Annotated in this window: 8 protein-coding genes; all 8 read right to left on the bottom strand. The window is 72.1% G+C overall.

All coding sequences use genetic code 11. The features are described 5' to 3' along the window. Nucleotides 1–384 precede the first annotated feature (384 nt). The 8 genes from PV682_RS16905 to PV682_RS16870 all read right to left on the bottom strand — a co-directional run bounded on the left by PV682_RS16905 (nucleotide 385) and on the right by PV682_RS16870 (nucleotide 23,151). A complete protein-coding gene (locus PV682_RS16905) occupies nucleotides 385–858 on the bottom strand; it encodes an SRPBCC family protein (RefSeq protein ID WP_319730535.1) in 474 nt (157 codons plus the stop codon). Nucleotides 859–978: 120 nt separating this feature from the next. Beyond that, complete coding sequence (locus PV682_RS16900) at nucleotides 979–3,327, bottom strand: non-ribosomal peptide synthetase (RefSeq protein WP_319730532.1); 2,349 nt, start codon at nucleotides 3,325–3,327, stop codon at nucleotides 979–981. 167 nt (nucleotides 3,328–3,494) lie between these two features. Continuing rightward, nucleotides 3,495–4,319, bottom strand: coding sequence for an SDR family oxidoreductase (locus tag PV682_RS16895; protein WP_319730530.1), 825 nt, complete (start codon nucleotides 4,317–4,319; stop codon nucleotides 3,495–3,497). Between the two features lie 14 nt (nucleotides 4,320–4,333). Next, nucleotides 4,334–5,023, bottom strand: coding sequence for a thioesterase II family protein (locus tag PV682_RS16890; RefSeq protein ID WP_319730528.1), 690 nt, complete (start codon nucleotides 5,021–5,023; stop codon nucleotides 4,334–4,336). Beyond that, nucleotides 5,020–5,232, bottom strand: coding sequence for an MbtH family protein (locus PV682_RS16885; protein WP_050369211.1), 213 nt, complete (start codon nucleotides 5,230–5,232; stop codon nucleotides 5,020–5,022). Before PV682_RS16885 ends, PV682_RS16890 begins: the two co-directional genes overlap by 4 nt. Before the next feature lie 12 nt (nucleotides 5,233–5,244). Next, nucleotides 5,245–9,102 carry an amino acid adenylation domain-containing protein gene (locus PV682_RS16880; protein ID WP_319730524.1) on the bottom strand — a complete coding sequence of 1,286 codons (3,858 nt, stop codon included), beginning with the start codon at nucleotides 9,100–9,102 and terminating at the stop codon, nucleotides 5,245–5,247. 3 nt (nucleotides 9,103–9,105) lie between these two features. Next, a complete protein-coding gene (locus tag PV682_RS16875; RefSeq protein WP_319730522.1) occupies nucleotides 9,106–15,378 on the bottom strand; it encodes a non-ribosomal peptide synthetase in 6,273 nt (2,090 codons plus the stop codon). A gap of 6 nt (nucleotides 15,379–15,384) precedes the next feature. Then, complete coding sequence (locus PV682_RS16870) at nucleotides 15,385–23,151, bottom strand: non-ribosomal peptide synthetase (protein ID WP_319730520.1); 7,767 nt, start codon at nucleotides 23,149–23,151, stop codon at nucleotides 15,385–15,387. Nucleotides 23,152–23,186: the final 35 nt, after the last annotated feature.

The raw sequence follows: 23,186 nt of genomic DNA, 5'->3' as shown, positions 1-23,186 counted from the left end.
CCGCCAACAACTCCGGCACCCCCGCGAGAAACGGCGACGACCCCGTACACGTGGCGAACAACTGCACCCGCACATCGCTGTGGAACAGCGGCAGCACATCCAACAACCGTGTCGCGGAAGTGACGTTGTGCACGACGAACAGCACCCGCCGGCACCCACTCCGCGTCACCCACCGCCCGGCGTCCTCCCCCAAGGGCACCCGCAGCCACCCCACCGCACCACCCACAGCCCGCCCACCCCTCGCCACTCGCACGCCGCCCGCCGTTCAACGGGAGATCATCCGATGCTATCCGGCGAGAAAGGACACCTCGGCTCGCGGGGTTCGGACCAGGCGCGGCCGGGCCGGTCGCGGGCTCGGGTGAGGAGGGCGGGCGGCGGCGTGGATCAGGCCGGGTTCTCGACCGTGCGCGCGAGGATGCCCAAGGTCGCGCGAAGGGCGGACTCCTGGAGGATGGGGAAGACGCCGGCCGCGCGGTAACGCTCGTGGATCCGGCTCCAGTCGTAGTACGAGGTGACGTGCGTGCCGGTGGGGATGGCGCGCAGGACATAGCCGTACCGGTGGTCGATGTCCGGCTTGAAGCGGGGCGACGTCGGCGTCCATTCGATCAGCGCGTCCTCGTCGTACGCGGTGATGACGACCGTCACGTCGTACCGGCCCATCGGGCGGTCGTTGAGCGCCTCGCGGTCCATGTGTACGACGAAGGAGTCGCCGGCCTTGGCCACGCGCTCGCCGTCGGCGGACTGGAGCATGCCGGAGCTGTCGATGGAGACGTGGCCGCGGGGGTCGGTGAGGAGGGCGAAGATGCAGGCCGGGGGCGCGGCTATCTCGCGGGTCACCTCGAAGCGCTCGTCGGACATGGGGCTCCTTCGTTTCTGTAACGGGTTTCTGCGCGGTTTCTACGGGGGTTGTCGGCGTTCGGTCAGCGGCCCCGTGAGCCGGGCGGTGCCGGGGCCCGCCGACCGGAGGTCGCCGGAATCCTAGTCTCCGCTCCGCGCCAGCCCCGCAACGGTCCCTCTGATCGTCGGATTCCGGTACAGCTCCCGCAGCCGCACGGCAGGCAGCCCCTGTTCCCGCAGTGCGGCGGTGATCCGTACGGCGAAGAGGGAGTTCCCGCCGAGTTCGAAGAAGTCGTCGTCGGGACCGACGTCCGTGCCGAGGACGTCGCTCCAGATCCGGATGAGACGGGCGGTGAGATCGTCAGCAACCGGTTGCTCCTGTTGTTGCGCGGGCGCGGGAGTGGGCGCCGGCGTCGCGACGAGCCGCGACACGTCCAGCTTCCCGTTCGCCGTCAGCGGCAGGGCGTCCAGGACGGTGACCGTCGCCGGCACCATGTACTCGGGGAGCAGGCCGGCGGCACGTGCGCGGACGGTGCCCGCGCTGCCGCCGTTCAGGACGACGTACGCATCGATCCGCGCCCCGGCCGCGTCCCCCTCGCGGTGGACGACAACGGCCGCCGTCCGCACATCGGCGTCCTCCAGCAGTACGTTGCGGATCTCGTCCAACTCGATCCGGAATCCCCGGACTTTGACCTGACTGTCGATACGGCCGAGGTGTTCGAGCCGCCCGTCGGGACGCAGCCGCCCGAGGTCACCGCTGCGATAGAGCCGCCCGTCGCCGTACGGGTCCGGCACGAACCGCTCGGCGGTCAACTCCTCCTGCCCGAGGTACCCGAGAGCGACCCCGGCACCCCCGACCCGGATCTCCCCCGCGACACCGGGCGGCAGCAACTCCCCCTCGGGGCCGGTGACATACAGATGCCAGCCGGGCAACGCCCGCCCCACGGAACGGGTCCCGGCGAGAGCCAGCGCCCGGGTGAGGGTCTGCTCGGTGACATGGACCGTGGTCTCGGTGATCCCGTACATGTTCACCAGCCGGCACGCGGGATGCAGATCGAACCACGGCAACACCCCGCGTGCGTCGAGGGGTTCACCCCCGAACACCACCAACCGCACGCCCACAGCCCCGTGTTCGACACTCATCAACTGCCCGAACGCGGACGGCGTCTGGCTGAGCACGCTGACCCGCTCGGACACCAGCAGATCCCGGAAGGCGTCCGGCTCCCGCGACACGAAGTACGGCACGACGACCAGCCGCCCCCCGGTGAGCAGGCACCCCCAGATCTCCCAGACGGAGAAGTCGAAGGCAGCGGAGTGGAACCACGTCCACACGTCCTCCGCACCCAGCCCGTACTCCTCCCGCGTCGCCTCGACGAGCGCGACGACATTCCGATGCGGTACGACGACCCCCTTGGGCCGCCCCGTCGACCCGGACGTATAGACGACGTACGCCGCCCCGCCCCCCGGCGCAGGCAACTCACCCTCCTGCCCGACGAGTTCATCCGGCGAGACCGCGTCGGCGAACCCCGCCGACCGCGTCACCATCACCCGCAACCCGGCATCCCGAGCCGTGTACGCGATCCGCTCCGCCGGATACGCGGGGTCCACCGGCACATACGTCCCCCCGGCCTTCAACACGGCCAGCAGCACGACGACAAGCTCGGCGCTACGGTCGAGACACACCCCCACCCGGTCCCCGGGCACCACCCCACGCCGGACGAGCCCCCGCGCCAACTCCCCGGCCCGCGCGTCGAGTTCCCCGTACGTCACCTGCTGCGTGCCGTCCGTCACAGCGACACGCTCCGGCGCCCGCCCGGCGATGTGTGCAAACGCTTCCACAACACTGACGGCTCCCGGCCCCGGAGTGGCCACCCGCCCCGCCCGCCCGAGCGCCACGACCCGCTCGCGTTCCCCGGCGTCGAGCAACTCCACCTCGCCGAGAGGCACTTCATCGAGCACCTGCCGATGGACATGCGCGAGATGCCGCACGAACTGGGCGGCGATCTCCCCCGAGAAGTGGCTCCCGAGATGGTCGCACCGCAGCCGGAGCCCTCCGATGTCCCGCACGACCGACACGGTCAACGGGAACGGCGGCGCGAGACACGGCACATACTCCCCGGCCCGCTCGACGTCGTCGAAGAGGAGCCCCGCGAGCACCGGCCCGCTCGCGGGAACGGGCTTCGCGTCGCGGAGGACATAGGCACCGTGATCGGTGCCGAGTAGCGCGTCCTGCGACCCGTACCGGGCCAGGGTCACACCGAGGGCGGTCAACCAGCTGGTCTCGTCGCCGAGTTCGCCGAGTTCGCTGATCGGCAGGGCGTACGGAGTGCTCGGCGTGCCGTCGGGGAGACCCCAGGGCGGCGGGGGCGCGCTCTCCAGCTCCTCCACCGCCCCGGCTCGGCCTCCGCGCGGCCCGACAACGATCAGATCGCTGCCGCCGTCCGCGTACCGCAACACCACCCGCCGCACCACCTCCCCGGGCCGCGCCATCTCAACTCCCCGACGCCGCACGGCCATCGGATGATCGGCGGGTACGGGCAGCTCCTCGACCCAGGCCCGGGACCCTGGTTCGGCAGAGGCCGACGGGGTCCGCAGGGCACAGCAGCGCGCGGCAAGAGACGACGACACGGAACAACTCCTCGATGTTCTCCGGCAGTTCAGCGGGCGCTGAACCCGCCGTCCACGGTCAGTACGGACCCGGTGACCTGCCGGGACTCGTCGGACGCGAGGAACACGACCGCCCCGGCCACATCCTCCGGCTCGATCAGCGCGTTCATCGGCTGCGCCTCCACGAACGTCCGTTCATGCTCATGCACCGGCACCTCCAGCGCCCGCGCGATCTCCGCCAACATCCGCCCCTCGGCCTGCGGTTCGTCCCGGACCGACCCCGGGCACACCGCGTTCACCCGCACCTTCGTCGGCGCGTAGTCCAGCGCGGCGGCCTTGGTGAGCCCGATCACGGCATGCTTGGCGGCGACGTACCCGGCGAAGTGCCGGTACCCCACCAGTCCAGCCGTGGAAGCGACGTTGACGATGCTCCCCGACCGCCGGGCACTCATCGCCTTGCCCACCTCGCGGATCACCCGCCAGGCCCCGGACAGGTCGACGTCGATCATCAGCGCCCACTCGTCCTCGTCGATCTCGTGCACCGGCTTCCCCGAAGGCGCCGCGATCCCCGCGTTGTTGACGGCGACGTCGAGCCGCCCGAACCGGTCGCAGGCGACCGTCACCGCCTCCCGCACGGCGAGCAGATCCCGGATATCGGCCTCGACCGTCACCACGGCCGCGCCCAACTCCCCGCACAGGGCGGCCGTATGCTCCAACTGCCCCCGCGTACCCAGCGGATACGGCACCCCGGGCAGATCACCGCAGATGTCCAGCAGAGCCAGATCGGCCCCTTCACGGGCGCAGGCCACCGCGATCGCCCGCCCCAACCCCCGGGCCGCGCCGGTCACCAGCACCGACTTGCCGTCGAGACGCATACCGAACTCCCTGACTACGAGACGGACATGAGCCGGTCGGTGATCGCGCGCACCAACTCCGGCCCCGAATCCGTGAGATACATGTGACCGCCGGGCACCTCGACATGGCCGAAGTCACGGCTGGTCGCCTTGGACCAGGAGGCCGCCTCCTCGCGGCTCACCAACTCGTCGTCCACGCCCCGGAACACGGTGATCGGCGCGTCCAGCGGAAGGCTCGTGCTGCGGACGTAGTTCTCGTGCATCTCGACGTCGGCCCGCAGCGTCGGCAGCAGCAGCTCCCGCATCTCCGGGTCCTCCAGCGCGGGATGCCGGTACCCGGCGAACTCACCGACCCGGTCCAGGAATTCGGCGTCGGACAGCCCGGTCGCCCGCCGCTCGCGCCCGAGATCGGGCTCGGGGGAGCCGCTCACGAAGAGATGCGCCACTTCGACGCCGGGCAACTCGACGAGACGGTGGGCCAGTTCGTAGGCGAGGACGGCTCCGAGACTGTGCCCGAAGAGCGCGAACCGGCCGCCGTCGAGGTCGAGCCGGCCCAGCAGCCCGTCCACTGCCGCGTGCACGTCCCGGTACGGCTCGTCGTCGATCAACCGCTCACGACCCGGGAGCTGAGGCGCGACGATCTCCAACTCGCCGCCGGTCCAGGGCCGGTAGAAGGAGGCGCCGGCACCGGCGTAGGGCAGACAGATCAGCTTGGTCACGGTCACTGTCCCATCGCGTCGATCAGGCTCTGCGGACGCATGTCGGTCCAGTGCTCCTCGACGTACTCCAGACAGGACGTCCGGCTCGCCCGGCCGTGCACGACCGTCCACCCGGCCGGCACCTCGGCGAAGGCGGGCCAGAGGGAGTGCTGGTTCTCGTCGTTCACCAGCACGAAGTGCTCGATCGAGTCGTCGTCGAAAGGGTTGGTGGTCATGTCGGCTTTCTCCTAGGCGAGTTGCTCGGCCAGTACGGGGCCGATCCGGTGCAGCGCCCCGGGGCGGGTCATCTCCCCGTGGGCGCAGGGGATTTCGTGGTCGACGACGCGACCGGTGACGTACGGCCGCCAGTCGCCGTACCGGCCGGGCACGGCGCCCGGGTCCTCGGCTGCGGTGAACACCAGCAGGTCGCCGTCGTACGCGGTGGGCGCGAACTCCTGGAGCAGGCGCCCGTTCTGAGCCGTCACCGCGACCAGCGCGGCGAGCTCGTCGTCCGTGAGGCCACCGGCCATGTCGGGCACGCTACGGACGGCATCCTTGAACGCCTCGTCGGCGAGCGGGACTTGGGGAACCGGTCGGCCGAGGACGGCGAGGATGCTCCGCAGCAGCGTGGGCCGGTCGGCCGGCGGCGCCTGCCGGATCCACGTGCCGGGGAAGGCGTCGAGGACCGCGAGCAGCGCGACCTTCTCCCCGGCGGCCTGGAGCGCGACAGCCACCTCGTACGCGACGAGCCCGCCCATCGAATACCCGAGCAGGTGGTACGGCCCCTCGGGCTGGCGTTCCCGGATCCGCGCGGTGTGCTCGGCGACCGCCTCGGCCAGCGTCTCGGCCGGAGCCTCGCCGGGGACGAGCCCCCGCGACTGGAGCCCGAACAGCGGTCGCCCCGGGGCGAGATGACGCGCGAGCCCGGCGAACCCCCAGGCCAGCCCGGACGCGGGCGGCAGACAGAACAGCGGCTCGCGCTCGCCCCGTACCCGCAGCGGCAGCAGCGGGCCGAGCGGCGCGGCGCCCGCTTCCACCGGCCCCCGGGCCAGCGCGGCGACCGTCGGCGCGTCGAACAGCGACCGCAGCGAGGGTTCGACACCGAGCTCCGCCCGGATGCGGGAGGTGAGGCGCGGCGCCAGCAGCGAGTGCCCGCCCAGGTCGAAAAAGCTGTCGTGGACGCCGACTTGGGCCGCGTCCAGACTCAGCACCTCGGCGAAGATGTCCCGGACCCGCTCCTCCCGCAGGGTGCGCGGAGCGGTCCTCGCCGCGAGGGGCGCGTCCGGCGCCGGGAGCGAGCGGCGGTCCAACTTCCCGCTCGCCGTACGGGGGATGGCGGGAACGGTGACGTACGCGGTCGGCACCATGTGGGCCGGGAGGGTGCGGGCGAGGTGCTCGCGCAGGGCGTCGGGGGAGACCGGCCCGCCGGGGACGACGTACGCGACCAGCCGCTTCTCGCCCGGCGCGTCCTCCCGTACGGTCGCCGCGGCCTCGGAGACCGTCGGATGGGCCGTCAGCGCGGCCTCGACCTCGCCCAACTCGATCCGGAAACCCCGGACTTTGACCTGCTGATCGGCGCGGCCCAGGAAACGCAGCTGGCCGTCGGGCTCGCGTACCGCCAAGTCGCCGGTGCGGTACAGGCGTTGGCCGGGTTCACCGAACGGGTCGGCGACGAAGCGCTCGGCCGTCAGCGCCGGACGGCCCAGGTAGCCGCGTGCGGGGCCGCCGCCCGCGACGTACACCTCACCGATCGCGCCGTCCGGGACCGACTGAAGGGCGTGGTCGAGAAGATGGACCTGGTTGCGGGCCAACGGGCGTCCGATGGGCGGCTCTTGGACATGCGGTGAGAGGTCCGGGTCGAGAGCGCCGGTCGGGCTGCCGTCCGACCGCCACGCCGTCGCGTAGACCGTCGCCTCCGTCGGACCGTAGAAATTGACGAGCAGTACGCCGGGGAAAGCGTTCTCTACGTCTTTCCGCAGCCGGGCCGGGATCGGCTCGCCGCCGAGGGCGACCGTGTGGGCCGAGACAGGGGGCCGATCCGCCAGGACGCTCGCCATGACCGTGGGAACGCCGCTGATCAGGCCCGCCTCGCGGGGCGTGCCGTCGGTCAGGGCGAGCAGGTTCTCGACGATCTCGATCCGGCCGCCGCAGGTCAGCGGCGAGAAGATCTCGAACACCGACACGTCGAAGTTGAGCGAGGTGGAGAACAGGACCTCCGCCAGCCGCTCCGGGCCGAACGCCGTGTGCGTCCACTCCACGAACTCGACCGCGTTGCGGTGCGTGGCGAGGACGCCCTTGGGGCGGCCGGTGGAGCCGGAGGTGTAGGTGATGTAGGCGAGGTTGTCGGGGGCGGCGGGCGTTGTGGAAACGGTTACCCGAGTTTTCTGCCCGGCCGCCCGGGCCGGATCGAGTGTCGGCGTTCCGCAGGGCAACGCGCGGGCCGTGCCGTCTTCTGTCGCCAGGACCACCACCGGCTGGGCGTCGCCGACGATGTACGCCAGCCGCTCCGCCGGATACGCCGGGTCCAGCGGCAGATACGCGGCACCCGACTTGAGCACCGCCAGCACCGCGACGACCAACTCCGCCGTACGCGGCAGCGCGATCCCCACCACCCGCTCGGGCCCCGCCCCGAGTTCGACCAGCGCCCGGGCCAAGTGCCCGGCTCGCTCGTCCAGTTCGCGATACGACAGGGAGGTTCCGCGATCCACGACGGCGACGGCATCGGGAGCCGCCGTCACCTGCGCCGACCAGAGATCGGTGAGGGTCCGCGACGCCGACGGCGGCAACTGCGCCCGGCGCGGCCGGTCTTCGAGGGAGATGAGCCCCTGGGGCCGCTCCGGTTCCGCAGCCATCGCCGTGAGGATCCGCACCAGCCGGGCCAGCGTGGCCTGCGCCCACTCGGACGTGAACAGGTCGGGGCGGTAGGCGAGTCGGAAGCGCGGGCGGGGCCCGGGGAGCGCGACGAGCGTCACCGGGTAGTGGGTGGCGTCACGGCCACTCGAACCGGAGAGGTGGAGACCCTCGCCCGAAGTCGCCAGGTCCGCCGGGTAGTTCTCGAACACGAGGAGTGTGTCGAAGAGTTCGGGCATCCCCGCCGCTCGCTGGATGTCCGCGAGGCCCAGGTGGTGGTGGTCGAGGAGCGTCGCGTAGGTGTCACGCACCTCGCGCAGGAGGCGGGCCGGGGAGTCCGCAGGGCGCAGCCGTACCCTCGTCGGGACCGTGTTGATGAACAGGCCCACCATGCTTTCCACGCCCGGGAGTTCGGGCGGGCGGCCCGACACCGTCGTGCCGAACACGACGTCGTCCCGGCCGGTCAGCCGTCCCAGGAGGAGTCCCCAGGCCGACTGGACAAGGGTGTTGAGGGTGACGCCGAGGCGGCGGGCCGCCGTGGTGAGAGCGGCGCCCGTCTCCGGGGACAACTCGGTCCTCACCTGGGCGAGTTGGCCTGCTCCCGGAGGTGCCTCGGGTGCCAGGCGGGTCGGTTCGGTGACTCCGGAGAGCGCCTCGCGCCAGGCCTCCTCGGCGGCCGTGCGGTCCTGGCGGTTCAGCCACTGGAGGAAGGTCCGGTACGGCGGGACGGGCGGCAGCTCGATGCCCTGGTGGAGGGCGAGGAGCTCGCGGACCAGGACCGCGACCGACCAGCCGTCCAGGAGGATGTGGTGGTGGGTGATCAGCAGGCGGTGGTGCTGGCCGGAGAGGCGGGCCAACGTGCACCGCAACAAGGGTGGTCGGGCCGGGTCGAAGCCGGTCTCGCGGTCCTTGTCGAGGAGTTCGGCCCAGGCCTCTTCCTGGTCGGGGGCGGTGGTGAGGTCGGTTTCCGTCCAAGGGAGGGTCGCGCGGTGCGGGACGACCTGGACGGGACCGCCGCCCCGGCGGCGCCTGAACGCCGCGCGGAGATTGGGGTGGCGGTCCAGGAGGGCCTGCGCGCAGGCGTGCAGGCGGTCCGCGTCCATCGGGCCTTCCAGCTCGAACACCAACTGGACTACGTAGACGTCCTGTTCACCCCGCTCGTGCTCGTACAGGGCGTGGAAGAGAAGGCCCTCCTGGAGTGGGGTGAGAGGGAGGACGTCGGCCGGTGCCGGCTTGGGGGTGGTGGGGGGAGTCACCGGTCAGTCGTCCAATCCGTCGGCCAGTTCGGCGAGTTCGTCGTCGGAGAAGGGCAGATCGTCGGAAAACGGGGTGAGGGCCTGCACATTGGGCCGGTGCTGCTCGGTGTCGGTTCGGGCGACGGCTGACGTGACCTCCGTGCGCCAGGTCTCCGCCAGCGCCCGCACCTCGGCCTCGGTCAGGACCCCCTCGGGCCACGACCAGTCCGCCACCAGTACCGGCCCTTCTGCCGAGTCCCGCACGACCGCGTTGATCTCCAGGGCGTGCGCGACGGCGAGTTCGGGATCGGTTCCCTTGGCGAGGGACGACGACTCCGGGGCGAACGTCCACGACTCCGTGCCGGGAGTGGTGAACCTGCCCAGGTAGTTGAACCCGATCGCGGGCGTCGGAACCTTCGCCAACTCGTCCGCCGTGTCGGGGTTGAGATAACGCAGCAGCCCGTATCCGAGTCCGTTGTCCGGCAGTTCACGCGCCCGCTCACCTGACGTGCTGATCCGCACCGGGTAGAGCGAGGTGAACCAGCCGACGGTACGCGACAGTTCGACGCCGGGAACCACTTCCTCCCGCCCGTGCCCCTCGACGTCGACGACGACCTCCGGGCACCCGTACCGGGCACCGACAGCCGACGCCAGCCCGGCGAGCAGCACGTCCTGGACCCCGCCACCGCCGATGAGCCGACTGGTCGCCTCCGCCCCAAGGTCCACCCGCACGGCCCGAGTTGTGGCGGCGGTGTCCTGATCGGGATCGACCGGCCGTGCTCCCAACGGCGTCCCCGCCGCCCCTCGCCACAGCTCGACCTCGTCGCCCCGCGCTGCCGCCTGGGTCCGGAGAATCCCGGCCCACCGCTTGAACGATGTTCCGACGACCGGCAGTTGAGCCGTCCGCCCGGCCCGGACCGCCTCCCACGCCGACTTGAGGTCCGGCAGGATCACCCGCCAGGACACGCCGTCGACGACGAGATGGTGCACGACGATCAGCAGCCGCCCGTCCCGCCCGGGACCGGCGTCGAACCACACCGCGCGAAGCATCGTCCCGCCCGCCGGATCGAGCAGGGCGACGGCCCGCTCGGACTCCTCGGCGACGACGGACCGGAAGTCGTCGATGCCGGAGACGTCGCGCCGGACGATCCTGTCGGCGGCGTTCACCGCACCCGCCTGCGGCACAACCAGCCCCTCGGCCACGAACTCGGCCCGCAACATGTCGTGATGGTCGAGCAGAGCCTGAAGTGCCCCGGTGAGATCCGGGAGTTGGGCCTCAGCCGGAACCGTCAGCAACACCGACTGACTGAACCTCCCTACAGGGCCGCCGCGTTCGAGAAGCCACCGCATGATCGGAGTGAGGGGAACCAGACCGGTCCCGTCGTCCGCCTCCACGGTCACCGGGCCCCGGGCCACCGCCGCCAGCTCCCGTACCGTCTGGTGCTTGAAGACCTCCCGCGCCGTGATCACCACACCCGCCTCGGCGGCCCTGCTCACCAGCCGGATCGCCGCGATGCTGTCACCGCCGAGCGCGAAGAAGTCCTCGTCCAGGGGGACTTCGTCCAGCTTCAGCAACTCGCCGTAGAGACCGGCGAGTACCCGCTCGGCCGGGGAACCGCTCGCTGCGGCCTCGGTCGAGGGTGCGACCGGCGCCGGTTCCTGGCGCACCTGACGTACGGGCCGTACGTCGTCCCCGTGCAGATCCACGTCCCCGATCCGCACCCCGGAATCCGCCACGACCGCGGCGAGCAGCCGCACGAACGCCCGCGCCAGCCGCTCGCCCGTCTCCTTGTCGAACAAGTCCGTGCTGTACTCGGCGATTCCGTCGATCCCCGCCGGGGTGCCGTCGTCCGCGCGGCGCTCGCTCAGGTAGAGCGACAGATCGAAGCGAGCGGCACCGGTCTCGACGATCTCGCGGCCCGCCTCGATCCCGGGCAGCCGCAGCGACGTCTGCTCGCCGTGCCCGGTGAACGCCAACACCACCTGGAACAAGGGGTGATGGGCCAGCGTCCGCCGCGTGCCGAGCGCATCCACCAGAACGTCGAACGGCACGTCCTGATGCGCGTACGCCGCGAGATCGAACTCCCGTGTCCGGCCGACCAGTTCACGGAAGGTGGGGTTGCCCGACGTATCGGTGCGCAGCGCGAGGCTGTTGACGAAGAACCCGACCAACTCGTCCAGCCTGCTGTCCGGCCGCCCGGCGACGGGCGTCCCGATCGTCACGTCCGTCCCCGAACCGAACCGCGTGAGCAGCGCGGCAAGTCCCGCCTGCACCACCATGAACAGGGTCGCCTTCGACTCGGAGGCAAGCCGGGTCAGGCCCGCGTGCAGGTCCGCGTCGATCGTGAACCCGGCCCTCTCTCCGCGCCCGGTCGGCTCGGCGGGGCGCGGACGGTCGAGCGGCAGGGGCAACTCGGCAGGCGCACCGGCCAATGCCTTGCGCCAGAAAGCGATGTCACGCCCCATCAGGCTGTCCGCGTCCGACGCGTCCCCCAGCGTCTCGCGCTGCCACTGCGCGAAGTCGGCGTACTGGAACGGCAGTTCGGAGAAGCCTGGTTCGGTGTCGGCGACGCGCGCCGCGTACGCCGTCTCCAGGTCCCGCATCAGCGGCGCCATCGACCAGCCGTCGACCGCGATGTGATGTGCCACGAGCGACAGCACATGCGTCTCGGCGTCCAGCTCGAACAGGGTCGCGCGAAGCGGGAGTTCGGCCGCGAGGTCGAACCGCTGCCGGGCGGCCTCGGTCAGGCGCGCGGCGAGTTCCCCGGCGGTCGTCGGAACGATTGCCAGCTCCACGTCCCGGGCATCCACGATCCGCTGGTACGGAGTGCCCTGGAAGTCGGGGTACAGCGTCCGCAGCGACTCGTGCCGCGCCACCAGGTCACCGAGAGCCGCCCGCAACGCCTCCCGGTCCAACGGGCCCGACAAGCGCAGCGCCCACGGCACGGTGTACGTCCCGTTGCCCGCGTCCAGCCGGCTCAGGAACCACAGCCGCTGCTGGGCGTACGACAACGGAATCGGCGCGTAACCCCTCTCGTACGCGGCAAGTTGGGGTCGCGCTTCGGCGTGCGCCTCCTCGGCCCGCAGCCTCTCGGCGAGGGCCGCCGGCGTCGGTGCCTCGAACACCGCCCGCACCGGCAACGCCGTACCGAACGCACCCCGGACCCGGTCCGTGAGCCGCATCGCCAGCAGGGAATCACCGCCGAGGTCGAAGAACCCGTCGTCCACGCCGACTTGATGCGCCGCGACCCCGAGCAACTCCGCGAACACCCCGCACAGGATCTCCTCCTGCGGCGTACGCGGCGCCCGGCCTGTGCGACCGCCCGCCGTCACGGGCTGCGGCAGCGCGGCCCGGTCCACCTTGCCGTTCGCGGTCAACGGCAGCCGCGCCAGGGACACTACCGCCGCCGGGACCATGTGCTCGGGCAACGTACGAGCCGCGCGCCGACGCAACTCCTCCGCGTCCAGGCCCTGTCCGACGGCGTACGCGACCAGCCGGCCGTCCCGCACGACCACGACGGCCTTCTCGACGCCCTCCTGTCGAGCGAACGCGGCCTCCACCTCGCCGAGTTCGATCCGGAACCCGCGCACTTTGACCTGGTCGTCCGCCCGACCCACGTACTCCAACTCGCCGTTCACCGACCAGCGCGCCAAGTCCCCCGTCCGGTACATCCGTTCACCCGGCCCACCGAACGGATCCGCCACGAACCGGCCCGCCGTCAGCCCCGCCCGCCCCACATAACCCCGCGCGAGCCCGGCCCCGGCGACGTACAACTCCCCTGCCACCCCCGGCGGCACGACCCGCAACCCGGCGTCCAGCACATACGCCCGCAGGTCGGGAATCACCTCCCCGATCCGTCCCCTGCCGTCCCTGACCACCTCCGCTGTGAGCGGCAGCCCGGTCACATGGACGGTCGTCTCGGTGATCCCGTACATGTTCACGAGCACCGGGGCGTCCTGCGGATACCGGCCGAACCACTCGACCACCGCGCCCGGATCCAGCGCCTCCCCGCCGAACACGACATACCGCAACGCCAACCGCCCCCGCAGCTCCGGCGCCGCCGCGTCCGCCCGCAACAACTCCCCGAACGCCGACGGCGTCTGGTTCACCACCGTCACCCGCTCGCGCACGAGCAGCCGCAAGAACTCCCCCGAGTCCCGGCTGACCTCGAACGGCACCACCACCAGTGTCCCGCCATGCAGCAACGCCCCCCACAGTTCCCACACCGAGAAGTCGAAGGCGTACGAGTGGAAGAGCGTCCACACGTCGCCCGGCCCGAAGTCGAACCAGCGACGGGTGGCGGAGAGCAGCCGCACGACGTTGCTGTGGGGGATCGCTACGCCCTTGGGGCGGCCGGTGGATCCGGAGGTGTAGATGACGTAGGCGGTGGTGGATGGGTGGCTGAGCCACTGGACCGCCTGGGGCGGGGTGGCTGGCGGGGGAGTGGTCGAGTGGCTCAGCCACTGGTCCACGGGTGGTGTGGAGGCGGGCGAGTGGCTGAGCCACTCATCCACTCGGGTGGGATCGGCCGTGGCTGTGCTGGATGACTGGCTCAGCCACTCATCCACAGGCCACTCGGCCACCGCCCCAACCCGCACCACCGGCACCTCACACCCGGTCGGTACCTCCACCCCGTCCCCGGCGAGCAGCAGTACCGGCCGCGAGTCGGCCAGCATGAACGCCAGCCGTTCCGCCGGATACGCCGGGTCCATCGGCACGTACCCGGCGCCTGCCTTCAGCACCGCCAGGACCGCGACCACCAGCTCGGCGGAGCGCGGCAGGGCGAGGGCCACGAGCCGTTCGGGGCCGGCGCCGTGAGCGGTGAGGAGGGAGGCGAGGCGGGTGGAGTATGCGTCGAGGGCCGAGTATGTGAGGCGGGTGTCGTTGTGGACGACGGCCGTCGCGTCGGGGGTGCGGGCCGCCTGCTGGGCGAAGAGGCCGGGGAGCGTGGCGTCGGGCGATTCGAGGGCGGCCGGTGCGGGCGGCAGCAGGCGTTCCCGTTCGCCGGGCAGCAGTGCCTCGATCTCGCCGACCCGCCGCGACACGTCACCGGCCAGCGCCGCGAGGACCACGGCGAAGCGGTCGAGGAGTCGGCGGGCGCCGGGCTCGTCGTAGGCGTCGGGGCGGTAGGAGAGGCGCAGGGCGAGGCGACGGGCGGGGAGGACGGCGAGGGTGAGGGGGTAGTGGGTGGCGTCGCGGCCCGTCAACTGACGTACGGGGGAGTCGCTTTGGGCGCCGGGATGGTTCTCGAAGGCGAGCAGCGTGTCGAAGAGGTCACCGACGTCGGCGGCCCGGCGGATGTCGGCGAGCCCGAGATACTGGTGGGGCAGGAGTCCCGCCTGCCGCGACTGGAGCCCGGTGAGAAGGTCGGCGACGGTCGCGTGCTCGTCCCAACGCACCCGCAGCGGCACAGTGTTGATGCAGAACCCGACCATCGAGGCGACGTTCCGCAGCTCGGGCGGGCGCACTGACACCGTCTGCCCGAACACCGCCTCGGACCGCCCCGTGAGCCGACCGAGGAGTACACCCCAGGCGCCCTGGACAAGGGTGTTGAGGGTGACGCCGAGGGAACGGGCCGTGCGTTCGGCCTGGTTGGTGAGATCCTCGGGCAACTCGACGATCAACTCGTGCGGCAGCACAGGGGCCGTGGGGACGCCGGGTGCGAGGTGGGTCGGCGCGTCGAGGCCGAACAGCTCGTCGTGCCACGCCTGTTCGGCGGCCGGACGGTCCTGGCGGGCCAGCCACGCCACGTAGTCCCGGTACGGCGGCACGGGTGGGAGCGCGGTCGGGTGTTCGCCCGCGTACAGGGCGGCGAGCTCGCGGGTGAGGAGCTGCTTGGACCAACCGTCCAGCAGAATATGGTGGTTGGTGATGATCAGCCGGTGCAGCTCAGGGCCGAGCCGGACGAGCAGGTAGCGCAGCAGCGGCGGCCTGGAGAGGTCGAAGCGCCGGGCGCGCTCCTCGTCGAGGAGGCGCTGCCAGGCGGCGTCCCGCTCGGAGTCGCCGTGCGAGGACAAGTCGGCCTCGGCCCAGGGCAGTTCGACGTCCGTGGGGACGATCTGTACCGGCGCTCCCGCCTCCCGGCGCCGGAAGCAGGCGCGCAGGTTGGGGTGCCGGTCGAGGAGCGCCTGACCGGCGGCGCGTACGGCGGCCGGGTCGACCTTGCCGGTCAACTCCAGTACCTGCTGGGCCGCGTAGACGTCGGGACTGCCCTCGTCGTCGTACAGGGCGTGGAAGAGCAGCCCTTCTTGCAGAGGCGACAGGGGTAGGACATCCGCGATTCCGGACCGGGTCACCGGGGGTTACCTCCACTCGCTGCCGAACTCGGCTTCGAGTTCGTCGATCTCTGCTTGGGACAGGGACACCAGGGGCAGGTCGGACGGCGTGTGTCCGCCTGCCGAGCCGGTGCGGCTCAACTCGTCGAGCGCCGCGCACCACAGGTCGGCGAGGGCCTCGACCTCGGCCTCGGACCAGATGCCGGGCGCCCAGGACCACACGGCCCGCAGTCCGTCGTCATCGGCGACGACGGTGACCTCCAGGCCGTGCGCGACGGGGAGCCGGGGATCGTGCGCGGCACCGAGCGCCAGATCGCCGGGGAGTTCGTCGGGGACGGACGCCCAGTCGTTCGTGGGGAGTTCGCGCGTCGCACGGCCCAGGTAGTTGAACCCGACCTGAGACGCCGGGAGTTGGGCGAGTGCGGCGCCCGCCTCCGGGTGGAGGTGCCGCAGCACGCCGTACCCGATGCCGTGATCCGGTACGGCCCGCATCTGTTCCTTGACCGCCCGCAACACCCCTGCGGCGTCGGAGAGTTCGACGTCAGCGAGGTCGAGTCGGGCCGGTGCGACGCTGGTGAACCAGCCGACCGTGCGCGACAGGTCGACGTCCTCGAACAGGTCCTCCCGGCCGTGCCGTTCGACGTCCACCAGCAGCGCCGGACGCCGGTCCCAGCGGGTGAACGCGAGGGCGAGAGCGGTGAGCAGAACGTCGTCGGGACCGGCGTGGAAGGCGGCCGGGACCGTGGTGAGCAGGTCGGTGGCCGGCTCGGGCGGAATGACGCGGGTGAGGTGCCGGACGGCGCCGACGACGTCCCGCGCCGGGTCGGGGGAGCGGTCGTCGGACGCGGGGTGGTCCAACAGGCGTCGCCAGACCTCCAGTTCAGGGAGCCGCTTCTCCGCCTCGCCCTCCAGCAGACGCGCCCACTGCCGGAACGGCGTTCCCTTCGGCGGCAGTTGCTCTCCACGCCACGCTGCGGCGAGGTCGGCGCGGAGGATGCCCCAGGAGACGCCGTCCACGGCGAGGTGGTGAACCGTGAGCAGGAGCCGCCCCTGCCGTCCGGGCCCGGCGTCGTACCAGGCCGCCCGCACCAACTCGCCCTGCTCTGGCGCGAGATGGTCGGCCTTGAGGTCCTCCGGGCTGGTGACCCGTTTCACCGCGACCCGCACGCTGCCCGGCGCGGGGATGCCGGCCGACCAATCGGCGCCGACCCGCATCCGCAGCACGTCATGGTGGTCGACGACGGCCTGGAGCGCGGCGGTGAGACTCCGCTCGTCGGCACCGACCGGCGTGACGAGCACCGCAGACTGGCTGAACTGACCCATGGGGCCGCCGCGTTCACGCAGCCGGTGCATCGCCGGAGTGAGCGGAACGGCTCCCGTCGCCGACTCCTGAGCAGGCCCGCGCGAGGCGGCCGGACGGGAGGCCGCGATTGCGGCGAGGGCCGCGACCGTACGGTGCTCGAACACGTCACGCGGGCTCAGCCGCAGCCCCGCGGCGAGCGCCCTGCTGACGAGGTCGATGGACGCGATGCTGTCCCCGCCGAGGTCGAAGAAGCCGTCGTCCAGGCCGACTTCACGGCCCAGCACCCCGGCGAACAGGTCGCGCAGCACCCTCTCCGCCGCAGTGCGCGGCGCACGTTCACCACCGCGCTCGACCACCGGCGCCGGAAGGGCGTCCCGGTCCAGCTTGCCGTTCGCCGTCATCGGCAGGGCGTCCAGCACCACGAGCGCCTCGGGCACCATGTGCTCGGGCAGCCGCCGCGCCGCGTGCGCCCGTACGTCCGCCGCGTCCAGCAGGGCCGCGCCCACGAGATACCCCACCAACCGCCTTACGCCAGGCCGGTCTTCGCGCACGACGACCGCTGCCTGCTCGACCCCGTCGTACGACGTGAGCGCGCCCTCGATCTCGCCGGGCTCGATCCTGAGCCCCCGGATCTTCAGCTGACCGTCCGACCGTCCACGCAACTCCAGCGTCCCGTCGGCGCGTTGGACCGCCAGATCGCCGGTGCGGTACATCCGGCTGCCCGGCGGACCGTACGGATCGGCCACGAAACGCTCGCCGGTGAGAGCGGGCCGGTTGTGGTAGCCCCGCGCCACCTGGGCGCCCCCCACGTACAACTCGCCCTCCACGCCCGCCGGTACGGGGTTCAGGCGCCGATCCAGCACGTACGCCCGCGTGTTCCACATCGGCCGCCCCACCGGCACCGGCCCCGACGGGAGTTCGTCGCCCGGCTCGATCCGGTGGTCCGTACAGCCCACCGTGAGCTCCGTCGGCCCGTAGTGGTTGATCAGCCGCACCCCGGGATGCTCCCGGCGCCACGCCCGCAGCGCCTCACCCACCAGGGCCTCGCCGCCCAGCATGAACTCCTCGGCCGGAGAGATGTCGTGCGGCAGCACGGGGAGGAGGGCGAGGTGGCTCGGGGTGGCCTTGAGGAACGTCAACCGCCGGTCGCCCGCCTCGTGTACGGCCGCGATGTGCACCTGGCCGCCCGCCGCGAGCGCGCCGTGCAGCGTCGTCACCGTCGCGTCGAACGACATCGTCGCGTGCAGGAGCGACGCCCCCCTCAGGCTCGGATACTCCTCGACACAACGGGCCACGTAGTTCGTGAGGTTGCGGTGCTCGACCACAACACCCTTGGGGCGACCGGTGGTTCCGGAGGTGTAGATCAGATAGGCGGCGTCGGCCGGACCCGGATCGGCCAACTCGCCTTCCCCGCCCGTGGCGTCGGGGCTCACGACCGGGCAGCCGACGTCCATCCGGTCCCGAGAGATCACGCACACAGGGTCCGCGTCCACCAGCAAGTACGCCGTCCGCTCGGCCGGGTGCTCCGGGTCGAGCGGCAAGTAGGCGGCGCCCGACTTGAGTACGGCCAGGACGGCCACGGCGATGTCGACGGAACGGGGGAGCGAGAAGGCGACGACGCGTCCCGGTCCGGCACCGGACGCGATCAGGGCGCGCGCCAAGCCGTCCGAGCGTGCCGCGAGTTGGCGGTACGTCAGTTCGCGCTCGGCGTCCGTCACGGCTGCCGCGTCAGGGCGCCGCGCGGCCTGCTCCTCGAACATGCGCGGGAACGTCGTCTCCGGGACGTCCCGCCCGGTGTCGTTGAACTCCTCGACGATACGGCGGCGTTCGTCCGTCCCCAGGATCTCCAGCGCGCCGATGGGGTGGTCCGGGTTGTCGACTGCCGCCCGCAGCAACCGTTCCAGCCGTACGACGAGGTCCTCGGCCGTGCGGCGGTCGAACAGGTCCGCGCTGTACTGGAGGAACCCCGCGATACCGGCCGGGGATCCGTCCGACGCCCTCAACTCACCCAGGTTGAACGTGAGATCGACCTTCGTGGCACCGGTCTCCACCGCGATCGGCGTCGCCTGGAGACCCGGGAGCCGCAACTCCGGTTCGCTCGGCCGGAATGCCAGCATCACCTGGAACAGCGGATGCCGGGCCAGCGAACGCGGCGGCGCGAGCGCCTCGACCACCTGCTCGAACGGGAGATCCTGGTGCGCGTGCGCCGCGAGGTCGGTCTCCCGCACGCGTCCGAGCAGCTCCCGGAAACCGGGGTCGCCCGACGTGTCCGTCCGCAGCACCAGCGTGTTGAGGAAGCAGCCGACCAGGTCGTCGAGCACCTCGTCCGCCCGCCCCGCGACCGGCGTCCCGATCGGGATGTCGCTCCCCGCGCCGAGCCGGGTCAACAACGCGGCGAGCGCGGCCTGGACGACCATGAACGGAGTCGTCCCCGTCTCCCCGGCCAACGTCCGTATCCGCCCGTGCAGTTCAGGGCCCAACCGCACGGCCACATCCCCGCCCCGATGCGTCGCCCGAGCCGGCCTGGGCCGATCAACCGGCAGCGCCAGCTCATCAGGCACCCCCGCCAACGCCCGCGTCCAGTACTCGACCTGCGGCCCCACCACCTCCCTGTCCCCCAGCAACTCCGCCTGCCACGCCGCGAAGTCCCCGTACTGCACAGCCAACGGCGCCCACCCCGGAGCCCGCCCCGCCGACCTGGCCGCATACGCGGTCGCGAGATCCCGCGCCAGCGGCTCCAGCGACTGTCCATCGGCCGCGATGTGATGCAGCACGAGCAACAGAACGTGCTCCTTGGGCCCGACCACGATCAGATGGGCCCGGATCGGCAAGTCCTCGCCCAGCCGGAACTCCCGAGCGGCAAGCGCGGAGAGGCGAGCGGAGAGAGTGGCGGAGAGGCCGAGTGGCTGAGCCACTGATCCAGCTGCCGCGCCGACTGCCGCGCCAGCCCGGGTGGTCGACTGGCCCAGTGGCTGATCCACTGCGCCAGCGCTCTGCGGGGTGGCCTGGTGGCCGAGTGGCTCATCCACTTGCCCAGCCGCCGCGCCGACCGAGGTGGTCAACTGGCCGAGTGGTTCATCCACTGCACCGGCACCAGCACCGGCCGCCGCCCCGGCCCCGGACGCAGTGGCCCGGTGGCCGAGTGGCTCATCCACTCGCCCAGCCACCTCAACCCCCACCACCTCAACCCCCACCCGAACCCTCCCCACCCCCACCACCCGCTGGCAAGGCACCCCACCCCCCGCCGGATAAACCGTCCGCAACACCTCATGCCGCCCCACCACATCCCCCAACGCCTCCTCCAGCACCCCCACATCAACCCCGCCCCCCACCAACCGCACAGCCAACGGCACGTGATACGCCGCCCCCGCCCCCTCCAGCCGGTCGAGGAACCACAACCGTCGCTGGGCGGAGGACAGCGGAGCGTCCACCGCGCCCCGCCGGAGGAGAGGCCGCGGAGCCGTGTGCGCGGCAGCGCCGTTCAGCAGCTCGGCGAGCCCCGCCGGAGTGGGGGAGGCGAAGATGTCACGCAGGGCCGGCGACACCCCGAGGGCATCCCGCACCCGCCCCGCCAGGCGCAACGCGAGGAGGGAGTGGCCGCCGAGGGCGAAGAAGCTGGTGTCGGGGCTCACCGCCGGGACGTCGAGGACGTCCGCGAAGAGGCCGCAGAGGGTTTCCTCCAGAGGGGAGCGGGCCGCGCGGCCCGGGGCGGCGGAGGCCGGCGGCGTGGGGAGGGCGCGGAGGTCGAGCTTGCCGTTGGGGGTGAGGGGGAGGCGCGCGAGGGGGACGACGGCGGCGGGGACCGCGTACTCGGGGAGGCGGGCGGCCAGATGGGCGCGCAGCTCCTCCGGGTCCGCCTGCGACACGGCGTATCCGATCAGCCGTTCGCCCCGGACGAGCACCACCGCCTGCGTCACCCCGGGATGTTCCGCGAGGGCCGCTTCGACCTCGGCTGGTTCGATGCGGAAGCCGCGGAGTTTGAGCTGGGAGTCGGTGCGGCCGTGGAACTCCAGTTCGCCGGCGCCGGTCACGCGGACCCGGTCGCCGGTGCGGTACATACGGGCGCCGACGGGTCCGCAGGGGTCGGCGACGAAGCGTTCGGCGGTCGCGCCGGGCCGGCCGAGGTAGCCGCGGGCGACCCCGTCCCCGGAGAGGTACAACTCCCCGACGACGCCCCGGGGTACGGGCCGCAGCGCCGGGTCGAGGACGTGGGCGCGCATGCCGTCCAAGGGCCGTCCGATCGGCAGCGAGTCCGGCACCGAACTCCCGGCGGAGCAGGGGCGGTTCGTGGCGAAGGTGGTCGTCTCGGTGGGCCCGTACCCGTTCGTGACGGTCACCCCGGGGCACGCCTCCAGCACCCGCCGCACGGCCCCCGAGGGCACCGCCTCACCCCCGGCCCACACCTCCCGCAACCCCGCGAAACACCCGGGGTCCTCCTCGGCGGCGAGCCGGAACAACCCGGCGGTGAGCCAGACACCGGTCAGACCATGACGCTCCGTCAACTCCCGTACGGAGAAGGCGTCGACGGGTACACCGGCCTCGGCGACGACAGCGGTCCCGCCCCCGAGGAGCGGCACCCACATCTCGTACGTGGAGGCGTCGAAGGCGGTCGGCGAGTGCACGAGGACCCGGGCGTGACCGCCGCCCGCGAACGCCGAGTCCCGGGCCAGGGAGACGACGTCGTGATGGGTGACGGCGACCCCTTTCGGCGTGCCGGTCGAGCCCGACGTGTAGCTGACATAGCCGAGTTGACGGTCCATCACCGCAACCTCGGGCCGGACGTCCGGCTCGTCCAGCAGCGAAGGGTCACCCGTCCGCACGACGCTCAGCCCGGCGTACGGCGCCTCGCCCCCGTCGGTCAACAGGAGCCGTGCGCCGGTCTCTTCGAGGATCTGGACGGTGCGCGCGGGCGGCGCGGACGTGTCGAGCCCGACGTACGCGCCCCCCGCTTTGAGGACGGCGAGCAGCGCGACGAGGAGTTCGGGGGAGCGGGGTACGAGGACGGCGACGCGTTCCTCGCGCTGTACGCCCAGGCGCAGGAGCCGATGGGCGAGCCGGTTGGCGCGGCGGTCCAACTCGGCGTAGGAGAAGGTGCGTTCACCCTGTACGACGGCCTCGGCGTCCGGCGTCGCGGCGACTCGGGCCGCGAACAGGCCGGGGATGCTGCCCCCGGCGCCCGTCGCGGAGGCCCCGATGAGGGTCGACTCCTCGCCGGGCAGGGTGGGGACGACCCGTCCGACGAGGGCGCCCGGTGTGCGCACGGCCTCCGCGAAACGTTCCAGGAAGTGGACGAACCTCCGCTGGTGGGCGGCGAGTCCGGGTTCCGTGTACTGCTCGGTGCCGGCGTCGAAGTCGACGCGGACTCCGTTGCCGTCGGCGCGGTCGTAGACGTTGACGGCGAGATCCTCGACCGGCCCCGTGGACAGGTTGTGACGGGTCGTCGGGTACGGGCCGAACCTCAACTCCGGCCCGAACGCCATGATGTTGACGACCGGCCCGAAGAACCGCCGCCCGCCCTCCGGCCACTCCAACTCCCGGCGCAGCTCCTCGCCCCGGTACCGCTGGTGGGCGAGCAACTCCCGGGTGGCGTCGGCGGTTTCGCGCACGAGGTCGGCGGCGAGGGCGTCGGGGCGTACGGGGATGCGCAGCGGGAGGACGTTGGACGCCATGCCCGGGGTGGCGAGTTCGGCCGGGGACGTGCGGGCGGTGACGGCGAGCCCGAGGACGATCTCCTCGGCGCCGGTCATCGCGTGCAGGTACGCGGCGGTCGCGGCGAGGACGACCCGGGACCAACGGGTGCCGGTCAAGTCGGCGGCGGCGTGGACGAGTTCACCGGTGACGTGGCTCGTACGGCGCAGGAAGCGCCCGGAGACGCGGGGCGGCCGGGACGAGAGGCTCACCGGGTCGGGCCGGTCGGCGAGGGCGCGGTGCCAGTACGCGCGGTCCGCCTCACCGTCGTAAGCGTCATCGGCGGCGAGCAGCGGCCCGAGCGGCGCGTCCGGAACGCCGGCCGCGTCGACGCCCTCCACCAGTGCCGTGTACGCCGCGGCCACCCGCCCCGCGATCAGCGAACAGCTGAACCCGTCCACGGCGATGTGGTGATACGCCTGGTACCAGACCCAGTGCCCGTCCCCCGCCCGCAGCAACGCGTACCGGAACAGGGGCCCTTGCTCCAGATGGAACGGCACGGCGAAGTCCCGCTCCATCCACTCCCGGGCGGCCTCGATCCCGTCGACCTCCACGACCGGCATGGACCATGAGACCTCCGGATCGACCAACAGCCCCACGCCCTCGGCGTCTTCGACGAACCGTGAGCGCAACGTCTCGGTGGCCGCGACGACTTGACGTACGGCGGCCTGGAGCAGACCGGGGTCGACGGTGCCATGGATCTCGGTGAACTCGCCGACGTTGTACGCGGCGTCACCCCCGTCGAGCCGCGTTCCGAACCACATGGACCGCTGAGCGGCGGACGGGACAAGGCGTACGGTCATCGCTGAACTCTCCTGAGCGTGGGGTCCGTTGGAGG

Source organism: Streptomyces niveiscabiei (assembly GCF_033794345.1).
In the GTDB taxonomy this organism is placed as follows: domain Bacteria; phylum Actinomycetota; class Actinomycetes; order Streptomycetales; family Streptomycetaceae; genus Streptomyces; species Streptomyces niveiscabiei.
The sequence above is the reverse complement of the archived record's forward strand: the minus strand, read 5'-3'. Positions and strand labels throughout refer to the sequence as shown.